This is a genomic window from Streptosporangium sp. NBC_01639 (assembly GCF_045209755.1).
Classification (GTDB): Bacteria; Actinomycetota; Actinomycetes; order Streptosporangiales; family Streptosporangiaceae; genus Streptosporangium.
The window spans coordinates 2409379-2427175 of record NZ_CP109272.1 but is presented as its reverse complement, the minus strand read 5'-3'; the positions used below and the strand labels follow the sequence as shown (position 1 = coordinate 2427175).

Sequence of the window (17797 nt, the reverse complement as noted above, 5' to 3'; positions counted from 1 at the left end):
GTGCCGGCTCCACGGGATCCGCCGGCCCGTTCTCGCGGGTGCCGGACGGGTCCGTTCAGGCGTTGCCCAGCGCGAGGTCGGCCCGGCGCAGGGCGGTGACCATCGTCTTGACGGTGGCCGGTTCGTCCATCACCCCGCCTTCCGCCCCGCGCTGCTCCTCCCAGGCCCGCACCCGCTGCGCGTACTCCTCGTAGTGCGACAGATGGAAGTGGTAGACCGCGACGTAGCGGCTGACCAGGTGGGAGGGGTGCATGTCCCAGCCCTGGTAGAAGCCGTGGCTCAGCGAATGCCTGATCAGGCCCACATGCCGCCACCACAGGTTGCGCACGACGTATCTGTCGTCGGCGGCCGGGAAGGCGGCCATCGAGCCGTCCGACAGCTCCACCCCGGTCCCGGCGAACGACGTCTGCATGACGTGCCGGGCATGGTCGCAGGCCGGGTGGTCCAGCCGCTGCTCGTGCGGGGGCAGCGAGCAGCTCGCGGTGTAGTCGAAGACGCCGAAGTGCGCCGCGGCCAGCCTGCCCCCGAGCGCGGTGACCAGGGCGGCGTCGAGGAAGCGCACCGTCTGGGGGGCCTCCACCTGCATCTCGAAACGGAGCCTGCCCTCGGTGAGGCCGAGTCCCTTCTCCAGCGCCTCCAGGCAGCCGGCGAACTGGCCCAGATATGCCTTCATCAGGACCTTCGGGAAGGTCACCACGAAACCGTCGGGCAGCTGCCCGACCCGATCGATCACCTCGGTGAGGAACCCGTCCAGCGTCCGGATGCTCCGGACCGGGTCGCCGTCGGCGAACGACTTCACCCGCAGTCCCCACCGGCGTGGGAGCGTTCCAGCGGCGTGCAGGGCCGCGATCGCCTCCGCGGCCCGCGTGACATGGCCGTCCTCCTCCTCTGCGGGACGAAGGCCGTAGCCGTCCTCGAAATCCACCCGCAGATCCTCGATGGGATCGGTGCCGAGCTTCGCCGTCACCTTCTCGTGCACGGTCCTCGCCGTCTGCTCGTGCATCTCGAAGAACCTGGTCATGTCCTTCCTGGACAGGTGCCGGCGCAGCAGGTCCAGTGCGGCGGCCCCCCACGCGGCCACCGTGCCCGCGTCGAACCGATCGGCGGGGACGTAGACGGTGTGCACCGGCTGCCACTCCACCGCGGTCGCGGGATAGGCCGCCGACTGCTCCCGGTGGACCTGTTCGAAGCCGGGGATCAGGGCCTGCGGATCGCCGAGCGTGACGCGCATGGGAGTGCTCCTCGTGACATGTCCGACCAACCGCACCCATGCTCTGCCCTGTCCGGCCGCCGTGTCCATGGCATCGTGATTTCCGGCCCCCCGCCTCTCCGGTGCCCCGGCCGCCCCGGGTCAGCGGCCGGAGGCGGTGAGCATGGCGGCGAGGCCGAGGAGTTTGACCCGGTCGCCACGGCCCAGGGTCCTGGCCAGGGCGGCCTCGGCCGCCTCGATGGACAGCCAGTGCCGGTAGGTGATGGGGGAGACGCCCCGGGACGCGAGAAGGGCGTCGAGGTCGGCGTGCCGCGCCGGCTCACGGCCGGCGAGGTCGGCCAGCAGGGTACGGACCGTCTCGGCGGCGTCGGACTTGTTGGTGCCGATCACGCCCGTGGGGCCGCGCTTGAGCCAGCCCGCCACGTACTCGCGGTCGCGGACCCGGCCGGACTCGTTCGGCACGGTCATGGTGGTCTCGGAGAAGGGGACGCCCGGCAGCGGAACGCTCCGGTAGCCGACCGAGCGCAGGACCATCCCGACGGGAAGCGTCTCGAACTCGCCGGTGCCCACGACGCGGCCGTCCACCAGACGGGTGCGTTCGAGCCGGAGCGCCTCCACCCGGCCCTCGCCGAGGATCTCCACCGGGCGCATCCAGAACCGCACGTCCAGCCGTCTGGGACGGCCTGCCGGGCCGCGCGCGGCCCAGCTCTGCAGCACCTCGACGTTCCCCCGGATCTGCCGGGACATCCCGGCGACGTCCGCCACCGCCTCCTCGGGCCGTACGCACACGTCGGCGTTGACCAGCTCGCCCAGCTCCCGCAGCTCCTTCAGGGTGAACTTGGCGTGCTCGGGGCCCCGGCGGCCGATCATGTGGACGGCCTTGACCTGGCTGCCGGCCAGCCGGGTCAGCACCTCGTCGGGCACGTCGGTGGCGCGCAGCTCCTCCGCGCTCTTGGCGAGGACGCGCACCACGTCGACCGCGACGTTGCCCACGCCGATCACGGCGACCTCCGGGCTGTCGAGGACGAAGCGGTCGGCGGGCACGTCGGGATGGCCGCAGTACCAGTTCACGAAATCGGTGGCCGCCACGCTGCCGGGCAGGTCCTCGCCGGGGATGCCCATCCGGCGGTCCACCATCGCGCCGGTGCAGTAGACCACCGCGTCGTAGCAGGCCAGCAGGTCGGTGACGGAGAGGTCCCGGCCGAGCTCGACACCGCCCAGGAACCGCACACCCGGCAGCTCCAGCACCCGGCTCAGGTATTCCGCGATCGACTTGATCGAGGTGTGGTCGGGGGCCACGCCGTACCGGACCAGACCGTACGGCGTGGGCAGCCGTTCGAGCACGTCCACCTCGACGGACCCGGGAGCCTGTTTCATCAGTGCCTCGGCCGTGTAGATCCCGGCAGGTCCTGACCCGACAACCGCGACTCGCAGTGACACGTCGCCTCCTAGGAACTGGCTCCCGTGAAGGCGATTCTGTATCAACGGGGCCTGCCCTGCCAGCCACGACAGGCAGGTGTGGCCAGAAGATCCAGGTGGCCGGTGCGCCCCCGCCCTCCGCGAAGGTTCTGGAGCCTTACCGGATATATCCGTCTACATGGTGGCCAAACCGGGGCTTGCGGGGACAGGCGCCGCGGCTCACAGTTGGTTCTCGTGACCTCAGGGGCGGACAGACGGCGAAAAGCAGACGCGCGACGCCAGAACGACGGCCCGCCCCCGGACCGGCGAGGATCGCGCGCGGCGGCCCGATCCCCGGTGGCGCCCGACGAGGTCCGGCCGGTCGACGCCCGCAGGTTCGAGGCCCTCGGCCGGGTGATGGCCGGGCTGGCGGCCGAGGCCGGGCTCATGGAGTCCTGCCGTGACCTGACCTGGTGGCAGGGGGTCGACCACGGCTGGAACGTCGAATGGCGCGAAGGCCCCGACGCCGCCGAGGTCGCCGCCGCGCTGGCCGGGCACGTCCACGACCCCGGCGTCCCCGGAGCGCTGGCCACCCCGGCGGGGCCGGCCACCTCCGCCACCGCCGCTCTCGACGTCCTGGGCATCCTGTTCGTCCTGCGGGCGGTCGATCCCGTGGGGCGGAGACGCATCCGCAGCCGCCCCGGCTTCTGGCGGCTGGCCGAGGCGTTCGACACGGCCCGCAGCACCCCCTCCCGCCAGCCCTGGGAGGAGCTCCTCGGCGGCTGACCCGCCGGTGACCGGAGCGGGCAGGGCCGCCCCGGGGGAGCCGTGCCCCATGCGGGAGAATGGAACCGTCCCCGAAGGCCCGGTACGGACCGGCACCGCCCGCCCGGCCGGCGGGCGACCTCGCGAGGTCCGGACGGCTCCCGACCGGCCCGCCCGGATGGGAACCGACCTTCGCCTACTGGGGAACATTTGCCGGTTTTGGCAAGTTCTTGCAGGTCAGATAACTTTTATATGGCCACAGGCGAACGCGGATCGGGGGATCAGTGGTTACGGTTGACCAGAACAACATGATCGACCAGCACTATGTCGAAGCCTTCCGCGCCGACGATCAGCAGGAGCGGGCGATCGTCCTGCACATGGTGCTCTCACTCGTCGGCGGGCTGCTGCTCGGCGCCGTCGGTGCGGCGCTCTCCTACGGTCCCGACCCGCTGTACGCGATCTACGAGCCCTACGCCTACCTGCTGTTCGTCGTCGTCGTGGGACGGACCGCCGTCGGTCTCGGCTGGGCGGCGCTGACCAGCGCGCTGGCCACACTCGGCACGCTGATCTCCCTGCTGGTCGCCTCGATCTTCAAGGCGGGCAACGAGCTGACCCTCGGCAGTGGCGGCGCCACGCTGAACCTCACGCTCCTCGTCATCGCCTCCCTGGGCCTGCTGTCCTACTTCACCCGGCGCGACGACCTCTGGGGAGATTTCGCCGGCGGCGCGATGGCGGGGATGGTCGCGATCCACGTCATGGGCAAGGCGCTGCCCCACTGGCCCACGTACGTCCCCGGGTACGGGCCGTGGAACGTCCTGGTCGTGACCGGCCTCGCGGTGGGACTGCTGCTCTTCCTGCGACGGGGGATCGCGCCCCGGCTCCGCGCCCTGCTGGTGGCACTGATCATCGCGTGCTCCTACTTCGTGTTCGTCGTGGGTCTCTGACGGCGGCCGTCCCGCCCAACGGCAGACAACCGGGTTGCGCGAGTCGATAGCCTGTAGCCATCGATCCCTGCTAGCTAGGAGTAGCCGTGCTGCTGCGCATGTCGTCGTTGTTTCTTAGAACGCTGAGGGACGACCCGGCAGACGCGGAAGTCCCGAGCCACAAGCTGCTCGTCCGCGCCGGTTATGTTCGTCGTGTCGCACCTGGCATCTACTCCTGGCTGCCGCTCGGCAAGATGGTTCTGGAGAACGTCACGCGCGTCGTGCGTGAGGAGATGAACCGCATGGGCGGGCAGGAGGTGCTCTTCCCCGCTCTCCTGCCCCGCGAGTACTACGAGACGACCGGCCGCTGGACGGAGTACGGCGACACGCTCTTCCGTCTCAAGGACCGCAAGGGCGCCGACTACCTTCTCGGTCCCACCCATGAGGAGATGTTCACCGACATGGTCAAGGGGGAATATTCCTCCTACAAGGACTACCCGGTGACCCTCTACCAGATCCAGACGAAATACCGCGACGAAGCCCGTCCCCGGGCCGGCATCCTGCGCGGCCGCGAGTTCGTCATGAAGGACTCCTACTCCTTCGACCTCGACGACGAGGGGCTCAAGCACTCCTACGAGCGGCACCGCGACACCTACATCAGGATCTTCGACCGCCTCGGCATCACCTACAAGATCTGCTTCGCCACCTCCGGGGCGATGGGCGGCTCCGCCTCCGAGGAGTTCCTCGCGCCCGCCGCCACGGGCGAGGACACCTTCGTCGCCTGCCACCAGTGCGGCTACGCGGCCAACGCCGAGGCGGTCACCACGCCCGCGCCCGCCGCGATCACCGGAGAACAGCCGCCCCTGCGGGTCCTCGACACCCCCGACACCCCGACCATCGAGTCGCTGGTCGGCCACGTCAACGAGCACCACGGCCTGAACATCACCGCCGCCGAGACGCTCAAGAACATCGTCGTCAAGGTCACCACTCCCGGCTCCGGCAAGACCGAGACGCTGATCGTCGGCGTGCCGGGCGACCGGGAGGTCGACTTCAAGCGGCTGGAGGCCTCCGTGGCCCCCGGCGAGCCCGCCATCTTCGAGGCCGAGGACTTCGCCAGGCACCCCGGCCTGGTCCGCGGCTACATCGGCCCGCAGGTGCTCAAGGACCTCGGCATCCGCTACCTGGTCGACCCCCGGGTGGTCGACGGCAGCGCCTGGGTGACCGGGGCCAACGAGCCCGGCAGGCACGCGGCGGGCGTGGTCGCCGGCCGCGACTTCGTCGCCGACGGCACGATCGAGGCCGCCGAGGTCCGGGCCGGTGACGCCTGCCCGGTCTGCGGCTCCGCCCTCTCCATCGACCGGGGCATCGAGATCGGCCACATCTTCCAGCTCGGCCGCAAGTACGCCGACGCCGCGAAGCTGGACGCCCTCGGCCCCGACGGCAAGCCGGTCCGCGTCACCATGGGCTCCTACGGCGTCGGCGTCTCCCGCGCGGTGGCCGTGCTGGCCGAGCAGCTGCACGACGAGCTCGGCCTGGTCTGGCCCCGCGAGGTCGCCCCGGTGGACGTCCACATCGTGGGCACCGGCAAGGACGGCCAGATCGAGGCCGCCACCCAGATCGCCGAAGACCTCCAGGCCCGCGGCCTGCGCGTGCTGGTGGACGACCGCCCCGGGGTCTCCCCGGGCGTGAAGTTCAAGGACGCCGAGCTGCTCGGCATGCCGACCGTCCTGATCGTCGGCCGGGGGCTCGCCCAGGGCGTCGCCGAGCTGCGCGACCGCTCCACCGGCGTCAAGGAGGAGATCCCCCTCGCCGAGGCCGCCGACCGCGTCCTGGCCGCCTGCCGCGCCTGACCCAAGGGCCCCGGCGTACGGCAGGTGTTTCCTCCACCTGCCGTACGGGCAGGTCAACCCCTGGGGGATGAGGGAACGGGGGGCCTCATGGGGCAGGTGTTCGACCCGGCCGCATACGGTCGTGCCATCGCCGACGTCTACGACGACATCTACGTCACGACCATGGCGGACAGGGCCACGGAATCGGCGGTGGACCGGCTGCACGGACTCGCCGAGGGGCTGCCGGTGCTGGAGTTCGGCATCGGCACCGGCCGGCTGGCCCTGCCCCTGGCGGCCCGGGGGCTGACCGTCGCGGGCGTCGAAGGCTCCGCCGAGATGGTGCGGGAGCTCCGCGCCAAACCGGGGGGCGACCGCATCCCGGTGGCGGTGGGCGACTTCGCCGCCACCCGGGTCGAGGGCGAGTTCGGCCTGGTCGTGCTGGCGATCAACACGATCTTCGCGCTGCCCTCACAGGAGGCGCAGGTCGACTGCTTCCGCAACGCGGCGGCCCACCTGCGGCCCGGCGGCCGGTTCGTGGTCGAGACCTGGATCCCCGATCTGGCGGCGTTCCGGAACGGGACGGCGCTGCGCCTGCTGTCGCTGAGCGAGGACAGGGTCTTCGCGGAGGCGGCACGGCTGTCCCGCGCCGACCAGATGATGTACACCACCAAGGTCAACCTGACCTCCGGCGGTCTGCGGCTCCTGCCCGCCAACCACCGGTACGCCTGGCCCGCCGAGCTCGACCTGATGGCACGGCTGGCGGGCATGGAGCTCGAACACCGATGGGCCGACTGGGACACCGCCCCGTTCACCGACGACAGCCGGGCGCACGTGTCGGTCTATCGTCTCTGACCTGTCCACCAGCCTTCCGCCGTCAGGGGAGACCACGATGCGACTACCCGCTCCCCGGGGACCCGTCACCGCCCTGTTCTTCGAACACCTCACGTGCCGGCCCCACGCGTTCGACCCGTCGTCCGTGTGCTCCGGGGAGCCGGCCGTCGAGGACGAGGATCTGCAGCTCGCCCTCTTCGTCTGCTACGAGCTGCACTACCGGGGCTTCGACGAGGTGGACGACGGCTGGGAGTGGAACCCGTCGCTGCTGGAAGCCAGGCAGGTGCTGGAACGGCGGTTCGAGGACGGCCTGGCGGAAGCCGTACCGCGCCCGGTCCCCACGCCGTCCGTGCCCATGCGCCGGGTCCTGGCCGAACTGGTCGCCGCCGCCGGCGACGACCCCTCCCTCGCGGCCTTCCTGGAGAGGAAGGCCGATCTCGGGCAGTTCCGCGAGTTCGTCGTGCACCGGTCGATCTACCACCTGAAGGAGGCCGACCCGCACACCTGGGCGATTCCCCGGCTGCACGGGGGCGCCAAGGCCGCCCTGGTGGAGATCCAGGCCGACGAGTACGGCGGCGGAAGGCTGGAACGGATGCATTCGGAGCTGTTCCGGGCCACGATGCGCAAGCTGGACCTGGACGACTCCTACGGTGCCTACCTCGGCCGGATCCCGGCGATCACGCTGGCGGTCGGCAACGTCATGTCGCTGTTCGGCCTCCACCGGCGGCGCCGGGGGGCGCTGCTGGGCCATCTCGCGGCATTCGAGATGACCTCCTCCCTGCCCAACCTCAGATACGGTCACGGACTGCGGCGGCTCGGCGGCGACGCGACGGCCTGCCGTTTCTACGACGAACACGTGCGCGCCGACGCCGTCCACGAGCAGGTCGCCGCCCACGACATGTGCGGCGGGTTCGCCGCCGCACATCCCGACCTGGCCGGTGACGTCCTGTACGGGGCCGCCTGCGCCCTCGCGCTCGACCGGCTCTTCACCGGGCACGTCCTGGACCGCTGGACGCGCGGGGCCACGTCGCTGCGGGAGGCGGACCTGGCGGTGGGCAGCCGATGATGGACCTCGACTACGTGCTTCCACTGCGCTGGGACGACGACTCGGGTCTGGACGAGCTGACCGCCTACCTGCGCCGGCTCGGCCGGAGTGTACGGATCGTCGTCGTCGACGGTTCCCCACCCGAGCTGTTCGACCGGCACGCCGCCCGGTGGGCCGGGCTCGTCCGGCACATGAGGCCCGACGCCGATCTCCGCTTCGCCAACGGCAAGGTCAACGGGGTGATCACCGGCATGCGCCGGGCGGCCGCCGAGCACGTGGTCATCGCCGATGACGACGTCCGCTACGGCGAGGCTGAGCTGGCCAGGGTCGACGCCCTGCTGGCGGAGGCGGATCTGGTCCGGCCGCAGAACTACTTCGACCCGCTGCCCTGGCACGCCCGCTGGGACACCGCCCGCGTGCTGCTCAACCGCAGCTTCGGCGCCGACTACCCGGGCACGTTCGGCGTGCGCCGGTCGACCTTCCTGGAGATGGGGGGCTACGACGGCGACGTGCTGTTCGAGAACCTGGAGCTCATCCGCACGGTCCGTGCCCACGGTGGACGCGAGTGCCGTCCCCGGGATCTCTATGTGCGCCGTCTCCCGCCCGACCCGGCGAGATTCTGGTCCCAGCGCGTCCGGCAGGCCTACGACGACCTGGCGCAGCCGGCCCGGATGGCGTTCTTCCTCGCCGTCCTGCCCGCGCTGGCCGCCGGGGTGCTACGGCGGCGGCATGGGGCGGTCCTCGCCGGTGCCGGCCTGGCGGTGGGGGTGGCGGAGCTGGGCCGCCGCAGGGCCGGCGGCCGCCGGGTCTTCCCCTTCACCACCGCGCTGTTCGCCCCGGTCTGGCTGCTTGAGCGAGCCACCTGCAGTTGGCTGGCGCTGGCGGCCCGCTCCGTCCGCGGGGGCGTCCCCTACGCCGGTCGCCGGATGCGGACCGCGGCGCACTCCGCCCGCCGGCTCGGAGCACGCACTCAGGGTGTGGGGTCCGGCTCGGTCGGCGCGCTGAACCCGGCCGGCCGGTGCGAGCCGTCGCAGAACGGCTTGGCCGACGAGCGCCCGCAGCGGCACAGTGCGACCGTGCTCCGGCCGGGGTCGATGACGACTCCGTCCTGAGTCACCAGGGTGAACGATCCCCGCAGCAGCAGCGGCCCGTCCTCGCAGGGGGTCACTGTGACCGGATCGTCCGTTTTGTGCTGCATGTGAACATGGTGCCCGGCGGGGCCGCTGGGAAACGCCGCCCGCGCGGCCTCCCCGCCGGAGACCAGGTGTGCAAGAGCCGGCTATCGGGAGCTGCCGCGGAGGGTCTTGCGCCAGTGGAAGCCCCCGGGCAGGTTCACGCTCAGCGTGCGCCGCCCGTCGGCGGTCTTGGTGACCCGGAAGGCGCGGTTGCCCCAGCTGTGACCGACCCCGCTGCGCGACAGGTTGACGCGGAACGGGCCGAACTTCATCGACTTCCTGTATCCCCAGCCCATTGCTTCCTCCTTGACTGGCCGGTCTTGCTCTGTCAGCGGAGGTTCAGCTACCCGTCAGCGATCGTCCAAACATGGGCAAACGATGATGGTCTACGCGATCAGGAGGAGGGAGTCGTCGCTGTGGAGGTGGGGGTGGGATCGGGCCGCACGGGCATTCCGGGGAAGGTCTCGACGGCCGGCCGCAGGCCGTACGCCCGGACCGCGCACTCCTGCATGGCCAGCGCGGCCATCTTCCGCAGAGCCGGATCGCCGGACGCGGTCAGCTCCAGGTAGGCGCCCGTCACCCCCTGCTCGACCAGCACCGCCAGCTCCACGGCCTGGGCCGCGGTGGACGGAGTGACCGGCAGCCGGTAGTTGGGGCTCGGCTCGGCCGGATCGCCGCCACGGGCGATGACCAGGGTGCGGAGCCGGTCGCGGCGGGCGCGGTGGGCGTTGAAGGCGTCGATCGCCACGGCGCGCAGCTCTCCCGTGGTCCTGGCGCCGATGACCCCGTAGGCGTAGACGGCCGCGTGCTCGGCCGCCAGGGCCGTGCTGAGCGCCTGATCGACCCTCACAGCGACCTCGCCAGGGCGAAGGCGTGCGCGGCCTCGCAGGCCCCGATGGAGGCGATCAACTGGGCCAGCGCGGGGGAGACCCCCTCGATCTGGCGGGGACGGAGCGCCGCCGCCTTCTGTTCCAGCCGCTGCAGGCTCCGCAGAGAGGCCTTCGGGCTCGGCGCCGGGGTGCCCGAGGAGGCCGGAGCGCCCGACGGGGCCGGGGTGCCCGAGGCCGGAGCGGGGGTGGACGCCACCTCGGGAGGCAGTCTCCGGCGCAGCTCGGCGAGATGGGCCTCGTGCCGCTCTCTGAAGGGCGCGAGCTTGGCGGAGGCGATCGAGGAGTAGAGCGCGATGGTCTGCTCCTTGCCTGCGATCAGCTGCTTGAGCAGCACGGTCTCCGGATCGGGCGGCTCGGCCCGCGGCGGCTCCTGCTTCTCGGCGGCGCACCCCGCGACCGCCACGGCGGTCGCCCCGAGAGCGCCGCCCCGCAGCAGGGCGCGCCGGGACAGGGAACGCACGGACGACCTCCGGTCATGGGTGGGCTGTTACGCCTCTAGCATCGTAAGGGCTTGGAATCGCATTCACCGCGCTTCTCGGACGGGCTCGCCGCACCGAGTGGCGCTCTTTCCACGCCCTGGTGTGGATAGGCTGGTGAACCGCATGGGCGAGGTCCGCCCGGCTGAGATTGTGACAATGGGAGGTCGGCATGGGCAGCGCCACATCCCGCGACCGCCTGATGAAGCTTCTGGAACCCGTCACCCTCGCCTCCGGGCTCGATCTGGAGGATGTCACGGTCACACCGGCGGGCAAGCGGCGACTGCTGCGCGTCGTCGTCGACCGTGACGGTGGCGTGAGCCTGGACGACGTCGCCGAGGTCAGCCTCGCCGTCTCCACCGCGCTGGACGCCGACGACGTGATGGGGGCCACCCCCTACGTGCTTGAGGTCTCCTCACCTGGAGTCGACCGCCCGCTCACCGAGCCGCGCCACTGGCGCAGAGCGGTCAAGCGGCTGGTCAAGGCCGATCTGCGGGATGGCACCTCGGTGGAGGGCCGGATCGTCTCCACTGACGAGACCGGTGTGGAGCTTGACGTTGCGGGCGCACCGCGCCGCATCGATTATGAAGACCTGACCCGAGGCCGGGTGCAGGTGGAATTCCGCCGGTTGGACGACGCCGAAGACGACGGCGAAGACGGCGACGAAGGCTAAGGGGGAGCCTCGTGGACATCGACATGAGCGTCCTGCGCAGCCTGGAGCGGGAGAAGGACATCTCCTTCGACCTGGTCGTCAAGGCGATCGAGGATGCGCTACTGATCGCATACTTCCGGAGCGAGGGCGCGGCCGCCAAGGCCCGGGCCGAGCTCGACCGGCAGTCCGGGCACGTGACCATTTTCGCGGCCGAGATCGACGACGAGAGCGGGGAGGTGCTCAGGGAGTTCGACGACACCCCGGGCAACTTCAGCCGCATCGCCGCGACCACTGCCAAGCAGGTCATCCTGCAGCAGCTCAGAGACGCCGAGGACGAGATCAACTTCGGTGAGTTCGCCAGCCGTGAGGGCGAACTCGTGGCCGGGGTCATCCAGCAGGGCAAGGACCCGAGGGTCGTCCTGGTGGACCTCGGCAGGATCGAGGCCGTGCTGCCGCACAACGAGCAGGTCCCCGGTGAGGACTACGTCCACGGCGAGCGGCTCCGCTGCTACGTGGTCCAGGTCAAGAAGGGCCACAAGGGCCCGTCGGTGACGCTGTCGCGTACCCACCCCGGTCTGGTGAAGAAGCTCTTCGCCCTCGAGGTGCCCGAGATCGCCGACGGGACGGTGGAGATCGCCGCCATCGCGCGCGAGGCGGGGCACCGGACCAAGATCGCGGTACGTTCGCGCCGTCCCGGCGTGAACGCCAAGGGCGCCTGTATCGGCCCGATGGGCTCGCGGGTGCGCAACGTGATGGCCGAACTGCACGGCGAGAAGATCGACATCATCGACTGGTCGGACGATCCCGCGGAGTTCGTGGGGAATGCCCTCTCGCCCTCCCGTGTTTCCAAGGTCGAGGTGATCGACGCCGACGGTCGCGCGGCCCGCGTGACCGTTCCTGACTACCAGCTCTCCCTCGCGATCGGCAAGGAAGGGCAGAACGCCCGGCTGGCGGCCAGGCTCACCGGATGGCGGATCGACATCCGTCCGGACACCCAAGCAGAGGACGCGGCCGGTTCCGCAGATGCGTCCACACGGTAAGCTGGAATATGGTGGCCAGGCCGCCCCACTGAGAACCTGTGTGGGGTGCCGGGTTCGCACGGTCTCCTCCGAGCTGCTCCGCCTGGTGGTGGTTGAGGACGTTATCGTCCCTGACCTGCGACGACGGCTCCAGGGACGTGGTGCTTCACTGCATCCCTCCCTGAGCTGTCTGGAGCTCGCCGAGCGTCGCCGAGCGTTTCCGCGCGCATTTCGCGTCGCGGGTCCGCTTGATCTGTCGCAGGTGCGAGGCCACCTGGAAGAGGTTCACGCTGAAAGGAACGGGTGAAATGGTCACCGACTGTCATGTAGGACGCCGAGTTGATGGGCTGGTCAGATAGCTATGAGCGCCTGATGAGCATGCGGCGATGAGTACGTCTACGTAACGACGGTCCGGCGGCACTGCCTCCCGGGCCGAGTAAGGGAGTGCAGTGGCGAAGGTCCGGGTATACGAGCTCGCCAAGGAGTTCGGTGTAGAGAGCAAGGTCGTCATGGCCAAGCTCCAGGAGATGGGCGAGTTCGTGCGTTCGGCGTCCTCGACTATCGAAGCACCGGTAGTCCGTAGGCTCACGGAAGCTTTGGGCGGTCCCCCCAGGGGATCGTCCGACAGGGGCGGCAACAGGTCGCCCAGGCCGCCTCAGGCGGCCCCCCGGCCGGCTGAGAGCCAGGCCGGAAACGGCGCCCCGGCGGCGCCGTCATCCATTCCCAAGCCGGGACCGGCTCCCAAGCCGGGCCCGAGGCCCAGTCCCGCGGCGCGTCCGGCGGCCCCCGCGCCGCAGGCACCGCCCGTGGTGCCCGAGCCGCAGCAGGCGCCTGTGCAGCAGCAGCCGCCCTCGCCGGTTCAGCCGCCGCGTTTCGAGGCTCCGCGCCCCGAGGCCGGCCGCCCTGCGGCCTCCGGCCCCAAGCCGGGTCCGCGCCCGGCTCCGGCCCCGCGTCCGGGTCCGGCTGCCCGGCCCGAGGCCGCGCGTCCGGAAGGCCGCCCCTCCGGCGGTCCGGGTGGAGCCGCCCCTTCGGGCGCTCGGCCCGGTGCCGGCGCCTCCGGCCCCAAGCCGGGTCCGCGTCCGGGGCCCCGTGGCCCGCGCCCCGGCAACAACCCGTTCTCGTCGAACGCCAGCGGTATGGGTCAGGCCCGTCCGCCGCGGCCCGGCGGTCCCAGTGGACCCGGTGGTCCCGGAGGCCGTGAAGGCGGCCCCGGCGACCGGGGCCCGCGTCCTGGGCCGCGCGAGGATCGCGGCCCCCGCGAGCAGGGACAGCGCGATGGCGCCGGCCCCCGCCCGCCGGGTGCCCGCTCCGGGCCTCCCGGTGCCGCCGGCCCGCGCCCGGGCCCCGGTGCCGGTGGTCCCCGTCCCGGCGGTGGCGCCGGTGCCGGCGGCCCGCGTCCCGGTGGTCCCCGTCCCAGCCCGATGATGATGCCGCAGGGCCGTCCTGCCGGTCCCGGTGGCGGCGCAGGCCGTCCCGGCCCCGGTGGCGGTGGCGGTCGTCCCGGTGGCGGCGCAGGCCGTCCCGGTGGCGGCGGCGGCCGTCCGGGTGGCGGCGGCGGTTTCGCCGGCCGTCCCGGTGGCGGCGCAGGCCGTCCCGGCACCGGCACCGGTGGTCCCGGTGGTGGCGGCGGCGGTTTCGCCGGCCGTCCCGGCGGCGGTGGCCGTGGTCGCGGCGGCGGTACGGCGGGTGCCTTCGGGCGTCCGGGCGGACGCCCGACCCGTGGCCGCAAGTCCAAGCGCCAGCGGCGTCAAGAGTTCGACAACATGCAGGCCCCGGCGATCGGTGGCGTGCAGGCTCCTCGCGGCAACGGACAGACGATCCGCCTGTCGCGCGGCGCCTCGCTGTCGGACTTCGCCGACAAGATCGGCGCGATCCCGGCGTCCCTGGTGCAGATCATGCTGCACCTGGGCGAGATGGTGACCGCCACGCAGTCGGTCAACGAGGAGACGCTGCAGCTTCTCGCCGCCGAGCTCGACTACAACCTGCTTGTGGTCAGCCCGGAGGAGGAGGACCGCGAGCTCCTGGAGACCTTCGACATCGAGTTCGGCGAGGACGAGGGCGACGAGTCCGACCTGGTCGCGCGCCCGCCGGTGGTGACCGTCATGGGTCACGTCGACCACGGTAAGACCAAGCTGCTCGACGCCATCCGGCACACCAACGAGGTGGCGCGCGAGGCCGGTGGGATCACCCAGCACATCGGTGCCTACCAGATCGCCACCGAGCACGAGGGCCAGGACCGTCGGATCACCTTCATCGACACCCCGGGTCACGAGGCGTTCACCGCCATGCGTGCCCGCGGTGCCAAGGTCACCGACATCGCCGTCCTGGTCGTTGCGGCCGACGACGGTGTGAAGCCGCAGACCATCGAGGCGCTGAACCACGCCCAGGCGGCCGACGTGCCGATCGTGGTCGCGGTCAACAAGGTCGACAAGGAGGGCGCCGACCCGGGCAAGGTCCGGGCACAGCTCACCGAGTACGGCCTGGTCGCCGAGGAGTACGGCGGCACCACGATGTTCGTCGACATCTCCGCCAAGAACGGGATCGGCATCGAGCAGCTGCTCGAGGCCATCCTGCTCACCGCGGACGCCGAGCTCGACCTGCGGGCCAACGCCACGATGGACGCCCAGGGCGTCGCGATCGAGGCGCACCTCGACAGGGGCCGCGGCCCGGTCGCGACCGTGCTGGTCCAGCGCGGCACGCTCCGCGTCGGCGACTCGATCGTCTGTGGCGAGGCCTTCGGCCGCGTCCGGGCGATGCTGGACGACAACGGCGAGGCGATTCAGGAAGCCGACCCGTCGCGTCCGGTGCTGGTCCTCGGTCTGACCGCGGTGCCGGGTGCCGGTGACAACTTCATCGTCGTCACCGACGACCGGATGGCGCGTCAGATCGCCCAGCAGCGTGCGGCTCGCAAGCGCATCGCGGACATGGCCAAGTCCGGCCGTCGCCGCACCCTCGAAGAGCTCTTCAGCGAGATGGAGAAGGGCCAGGTCGACGAGCTCAAGCTCATCATCAAGGGTGACGTCTCCGGTTCGGTCGAAGCCCTCGAGGACGCGCTGCTCAAGATCGACGTCGGCGACGAGGTGCGCCTGCGGGTGCTCCACCGCGCCGTCGGTGCGATCACCGAGTACGACGTCAACCTGGCCGTCGCCGACGACAACGCCGTCATCATCGGTTTCAACGTGCGCCCCGAAGTCCGGGCGCGCGACCTGGCCGAGCGCGAGGGCGTCGACATCCGCTACTACTCGGTCATCTACCAGGCGATCGAGGAGATCGAGGCGGCCCTCAAGGGCATGCTCAAGCCGGAGTTCGAAGAGGTCCAGATGGGCACCGCCGAAGTCCGCGAGGTCTTCAAGGTGCCGAAGATCGGCAACATCGCCGGTGCGCTGGTCCGCTCGGGCACGATCGTCCGCAACAGCAAGGCGCGGATCATCCGCGGCGGGGTCGTCATCTCCGACAACCTCACCGTGTCCTCGCTGCGTCGTTTCAAGGACGACGCGACCGAGGTCCGCGAGGGCTACGAGTGCGGTGTCGGTGTCGGCTACAGCGACATCAAGATCGACGACGTCATCGAGACGTTCGAGATGCGGGAGAAGCCGCGCGTCTGATGCTCCGATCCGGCAAGGGGACCGCTTGCCGGCCTGGGGCCCCGCCCATCCGATGGGCGGGGCCCCGGGCCGGCGGGCGTCCCGGCGCCGTCGGTGGCACGGTGACGTCCGTGGCGAAATCCACTATGTATGTAGGTGCCCTCACACTGGACATCCTGCTCGGCGACGTTCATTCGCTGAAGCAGAAGCGCTCTGTGGTGCGTCCCATCATCGCCGAGGTGCAACGACGGTTCCCGGGTGTGGCCGTCGCCGAGACCGGCCATCTGGATCTGCACCGCCGTACCGAGATCGGGATCGCGGTCGTCTCCGCCACCGCCGCCAACTGCGGCGGGGTGCTGGACGACTGCGAACGCCTGATCGCCTTCCACCCGGAGATCGAGCTGCTGTCCGCCCGGCAGCGGCTCTACAACGAGGACGAGGACTAGTCACCGGACGGCCGGTCGCGGAATCACCTTTCTGCGTCCGGTCGTTACTGTGAAGAGGGGGGAGCGAAATGGACGCCGCACGCGCACGTAAGATCGCTGACCGGATCCAGCAGATCGTCGCCGAGATGCTGGAGCGCCGGATCAAGGATCCGAGACTGGGTTTCGTGACGGTGACGGACACGCGGATCACCAACGACCTGGGCGAGGCCACGGTGTTCTACACCGTGTTCGGCTCGGAGGCCGAGCGGGCGGACTCCGCCGCGGCGCTGGAGAGCGCCAAGGGGCTCATCCGTTCGGAGGTGGGCCGTCAGACGGGTCTGCGCCACACGCCGACGCTGACGTTCATCCACGATCCGCTTCCCGACAGCGCCCGGCATCTCGACGGGCTTCTCGCCGAGGCGAAGGCCAGGGACATCGAGATCGCCAAGCGGGCCGAGGGCGCGCAGCATGCCGGCGACGCCGACCCGTACCGCAAGCCCGACGAGGACGATGACGGATCCGGCGAGAACGACGACGAGCCGTCAGAGCGCGCGGGACACTCCGCAACGTGACACCCGACCTGCGCGATGTCGATCCGGTCCCGGTCGGTGACTGGGACCGGGCCGTCGGTCTGATCTCGTCCGCGGACGAGATCGCACTGGCGTGCCACATCTCGCCGGACGGCGACGCGCTCGGCTCCATGCTGGCGCTCGGCATGGCGCTGCGAGCGGCGGGCAAGCGGGTCGCGGCCTCCTTCGGGGAACACCGGTTCCGGGTGCCCCGGCTGCTGCGCTTCCTGCCCGGACAGGAACTCCTGACCGAGCCCGACGACTACCCGGCCGCGCCCGATCTGATGATCACCTTCGACGTCCCCATCGTCGACCGGCTCGGTGCGCTCGCCGGCAACGCGGTCAAGGCCCGCGAGTTGATCGTGGTGGACCACCATCCGTCCAACACCGGTTTCGGCACGCTCAACCTGGTCGACCCCGGCGCCGCGGCCACCGCCGTGCTGGCCGAGAAGCTGATCGACCGGCTCGGCCTGCCGATCGACAAGGCCATCGCCACCTGCCTGTACGCCGGGCTGGTCACCGACACCGGTTCGTTCCGGCACTCCTCCACCACCCCCGGGGTGCACCTCATGGCCTCCCGGCTGATGGCCACCGGGCTGAACCCCGAGGAGATCGCTCGCGAGCTGTGGGACCGCTCCCCGTTCGGTTACCTCAGGGTGCTCGGCGCCGTCCTGGACCGGGTGGTGTTGGAGCCCGAGGTGGGCGAGGGGCTGGTCTGGACATTCGTCACCCGGGCCGACCGGGCCGCCCACGGTCTGCCGTATGACGAGGTGGAAGGGATCATCGACGTGATCCGGCGCACCGACGAGGCGGACCTGGCCGTGATCCTCAAGGAGGACGACGACGGCGTCTGGCAGGTCTCCACCCGCTCCAAGGGAGCGGTGGACGTCTCCCGCGTCTGCGCCGCCCTGGGCGGTGGCGGGCACACCAAGGCGGCCGGCTTCACCTCCCACCTGCCCGTCGAGCAGACGATGGCACGTCTCCGCGCACTCCTGTAGAAGGACTA

At 71.0% G+C, this 17797-nt stretch carries 18 protein-coding genes and 1 pseudogene; 13 read left to right on the top strand and 6 right to left on the bottom strand.

What is annotated here, in order from left to right:
- Window positions 1-55: 55 nt before the first annotated feature.
- Both OHA77_RS10910 and OHA77_RS10905 read right to left on the bottom strand, forming a co-directional pair.
- Entirely contained in the window at window positions 56-1231 is a 1176-nt protein-coding gene (locus OHA77_RS10910; RefSeq protein WP_406317824.1) for a DUF6986 family protein, read from the bottom strand.
- Between the two features lie 120 nt (window positions 1232-1351).
- The gene (locus OHA77_RS10905; RefSeq protein WP_406317823.1) at window positions 1352-2650 is read right to left on the bottom strand and encodes an FAD-dependent oxidoreductase; all 1299 of its coding nucleotides are present in this window, start codon (window positions 2648-2650) and stop codon (window positions 1352-1354) included.
- 213 nt (window positions 2651-2863) lie between these two features.
- On the opposite strand from OHA77_RS10905, the gene OHA77_RS10900 reads away from it, so the two are divergent.
- From OHA77_RS10900 to OHA77_RS10875, 6 genes are all read left to right on the top strand, one after another.
- Entirely contained in the window at window positions 2864-3394 is a 531-nt protein-coding gene (locus OHA77_RS10900) for a hypothetical protein (RefSeq protein ID WP_406317821.1), read from the top strand.
- 287 nt (window positions 3395-3681) lie between these two features.
- Window positions 3682-4317 carry a hypothetical protein gene (locus tag OHA77_RS10895; RefSeq protein ID WP_406317819.1) on the top strand — a complete coding sequence of 212 codons (636 nt, stop codon included), beginning with the start codon at window positions 3682-3684 and terminating at the stop codon, window positions 4315-4317.
- Between the two features lie 86 nt (window positions 4318-4403).
- The gene (locus OHA77_RS10890; RefSeq protein WP_406317817.1) at window positions 4404-6146 is read left to right on the top strand and encodes a proline--tRNA ligase; all 1743 of its coding nucleotides are present in this window, start codon (window positions 4404-4406) and stop codon (window positions 6144-6146) included.
- Window positions 6147-6233: 87 nt separating this feature from the next.
- Entirely contained in the window at window positions 6234-6977 is a 744-nt protein-coding gene (locus tag OHA77_RS10885; RefSeq protein WP_406317815.1) for a class I SAM-dependent DNA methyltransferase, read from the top strand.
- 37 nt (window positions 6978-7014) lie between these two features.
- Window positions 7015-8022 carry an iron-containing redox enzyme family protein gene (locus OHA77_RS10880; protein WP_406317814.1) on the top strand — a complete coding sequence of 336 codons (1008 nt, stop codon included), beginning with the start codon at window positions 7015-7017 and terminating at the stop codon, window positions 8020-8022.
- On the top strand, window positions 8019-9113 hold the full coding sequence (locus OHA77_RS10875) for a glycosyltransferase (RefSeq protein ID WP_406317812.1): 1095 nt from the start codon (window positions 8019-8021) through the stop codon (window positions 9111-9113). The genes OHA77_RS10880 and OHA77_RS10875 overlap by 4 nt, the downstream gene beginning before the upstream one ends.
- On the opposite strand, the pseudogene OHA77_RS10870 reads toward OHA77_RS10875, so the two are convergent.
- The 4 genes and pseudogenes from OHA77_RS10870 to OHA77_RS10855 form a co-directional block, all read right to left on the bottom strand.
- Window positions 9077-9199, bottom strand: a pseudogene (locus tag OHA77_RS10870) (hypothetical protein); the annotation flags it as partial. The gene OHA77_RS10875 and the pseudogene OHA77_RS10870 overlap by 37 nt on opposite strands.
- 81 nt (window positions 9200-9280) lie before the next feature.
- Window positions 9281-9472, bottom strand: a complete 192-nt coding sequence (locus tag OHA77_RS10865; RefSeq protein WP_326820754.1) for a DUF4236 domain-containing protein — start codon at window positions 9470-9472, stop codon at window positions 9281-9283.
- A 98-nt stretch (window positions 9473-9570) separates the two neighbouring features.
- Window positions 9571-10026, bottom strand: a complete 456-nt coding sequence (locus tag OHA77_RS10860; RefSeq protein WP_406317809.1) for a ferritin-like domain-containing protein — start codon at window positions 10024-10026, stop codon at window positions 9571-9573.
- Window positions 10023-10526 carry a hypothetical protein gene (locus OHA77_RS10855; RefSeq protein ID WP_406317808.1) on the bottom strand — a complete coding sequence of 168 codons (504 nt, stop codon included), beginning with the start codon at window positions 10524-10526 and terminating at the stop codon, window positions 10023-10025. Before OHA77_RS10855 ends, OHA77_RS10860 begins: the two co-directional genes overlap by 4 nt.
- Before the next feature lie 188 nt (window positions 10527-10714).
- On the opposite strand from OHA77_RS10855, the gene rimP reads away from it, so the two are divergent.
- From rimP to OHA77_RS10820, 7 genes are all read left to right on the top strand, one after another.
- Window positions 10715-11215 carry a ribosome maturation factor RimP gene (gene rimP / locus OHA77_RS10850; protein WP_406317807.1) on the top strand — a complete coding sequence of 167 codons (501 nt, stop codon included), beginning with the start codon at window positions 10715-10717 and terminating at the stop codon, window positions 11213-11215.
- A gap of 23 nt (window positions 11216-11238) precedes the next feature.
- Window positions 11239-12234, top strand: coding sequence for a transcription termination factor NusA (nusA, locus tag OHA77_RS10845; protein WP_326827019.1), 996 nt, complete (start codon window positions 11239-11241; stop codon window positions 12232-12234).
- Window positions 12218-12520 carry a YlxR family protein gene (locus tag OHA77_RS10840; protein WP_406317806.1) on the top strand — a complete coding sequence of 101 codons (303 nt, stop codon included), beginning with the start codon at window positions 12218-12220 and terminating at the stop codon, window positions 12518-12520. The genes nusA and OHA77_RS10840 overlap by 17 nt, the downstream gene beginning before the upstream one ends.
- A gap of 142 nt (window positions 12521-12662) precedes the next feature.
- Complete coding sequence (gene infB, locus OHA77_RS10835) at window positions 12663-15818, top strand: translation initiation factor IF-2 (RefSeq protein WP_406317805.1); 3156 nt, start codon at window positions 12663-12665, stop codon at window positions 15816-15818.
- 125 nt (window positions 15819-15943) lie between these two features.
- On the top strand, window positions 15944-16243 hold the full coding sequence (locus tag OHA77_RS10830; protein ID WP_326827020.1) for a DUF503 domain-containing protein: 300 nt from the start codon (window positions 15944-15946) through the stop codon (window positions 16241-16243).
- A 68-nt stretch (window positions 16244-16311) separates the two neighbouring features.
- Window positions 16312-16794 (top strand): 30S ribosome-binding factor RbfA, encoded by a 483-nt coding sequence (rbfA, locus tag OHA77_RS10825; protein WP_326820760.1) that lies wholly within the window; start codon window positions 16312-16314, stop codon window positions 16792-16794.
- On the top strand, window positions 16791-17789 hold the full coding sequence (locus OHA77_RS10820) for a bifunctional oligoribonuclease/PAP phosphatase NrnA (protein ID WP_406317804.1): 999 nt from the start codon (window positions 16791-16793) through the stop codon (window positions 17787-17789). The genes rbfA and OHA77_RS10820 overlap by 4 nt, the downstream gene beginning before the upstream one ends.
- Window positions 17790-17797: the final 8 nt, after the last annotated feature.

Bases quoted from the DNA above. Each gene is read 5' to 3' on its own strand.
- OHA77_RS10910 (WP_406317824.1), bottom strand. From the start codon at position 1,231: ATGCGCGTCACGCTCGGCGATCCGCAGGCCCTGATCCCCGGCTTCGAA.
- OHA77_RS10895 (WP_406317819.1), top strand. From the start codon at position 3,682: ATGATCGACCAGCACTATGTCGAAGCCTTCCGCGCCGACGATCAGCAG.
- OHA77_RS10885 (WP_406317815.1), top strand. From the start codon at position 6,234: ATGGGGCAGGTGTTCGACCCGGCCGCATACGGTCGTGCCATCGCCGAC.
- OHA77_RS10880 (WP_406317814.1), top strand. From the start codon at position 7,015: ATGCGACTACCCGCTCCCCGGGGACCCGTCACCGCCCTGTTCTTCGAA.
- OHA77_RS10875 (WP_406317812.1), top strand. From the start codon at position 8,019: ATGATGGACCTCGACTACGTGCTTCCACTGCGCTGGGACGACGACTCG.
- OHA77_RS10865 (WP_326820754.1), bottom strand. From the start codon at position 9,472: ATGGGCTGGGGATACAGGAAGTCGATGAAGTTCGGCCCGTTCCGCGTC.
- rimP (WP_406317807.1), top strand. From the start codon at position 10,715: ATGGGCAGCGCCACATCCCGCGACCGCCTGATGAAGCTTCTGGAACCC.
- nusA (WP_326827019.1), top strand. From the start codon at position 11,239: ATGAGCGTCCTGCGCAGCCTGGAGCGGGAGAAGGACATCTCCTTCGAC.
- OHA77_RS10840 (WP_406317806.1), top strand. From the start codon at position 12,218: ATGCGTCCACACGGTAAGCTGGAATATGGTGGCCAGGCCGCCCCACTG.
- OHA77_RS10830 (WP_326827020.1), top strand. From the start codon at position 15,944: ATGTATGTAGGTGCCCTCACACTGGACATCCTGCTCGGCGACGTTCAT.
- rbfA (WP_326820760.1), top strand. From the start codon at position 16,312: ATGGACGCCGCACGCGCACGTAAGATCGCTGACCGGATCCAGCAGATC.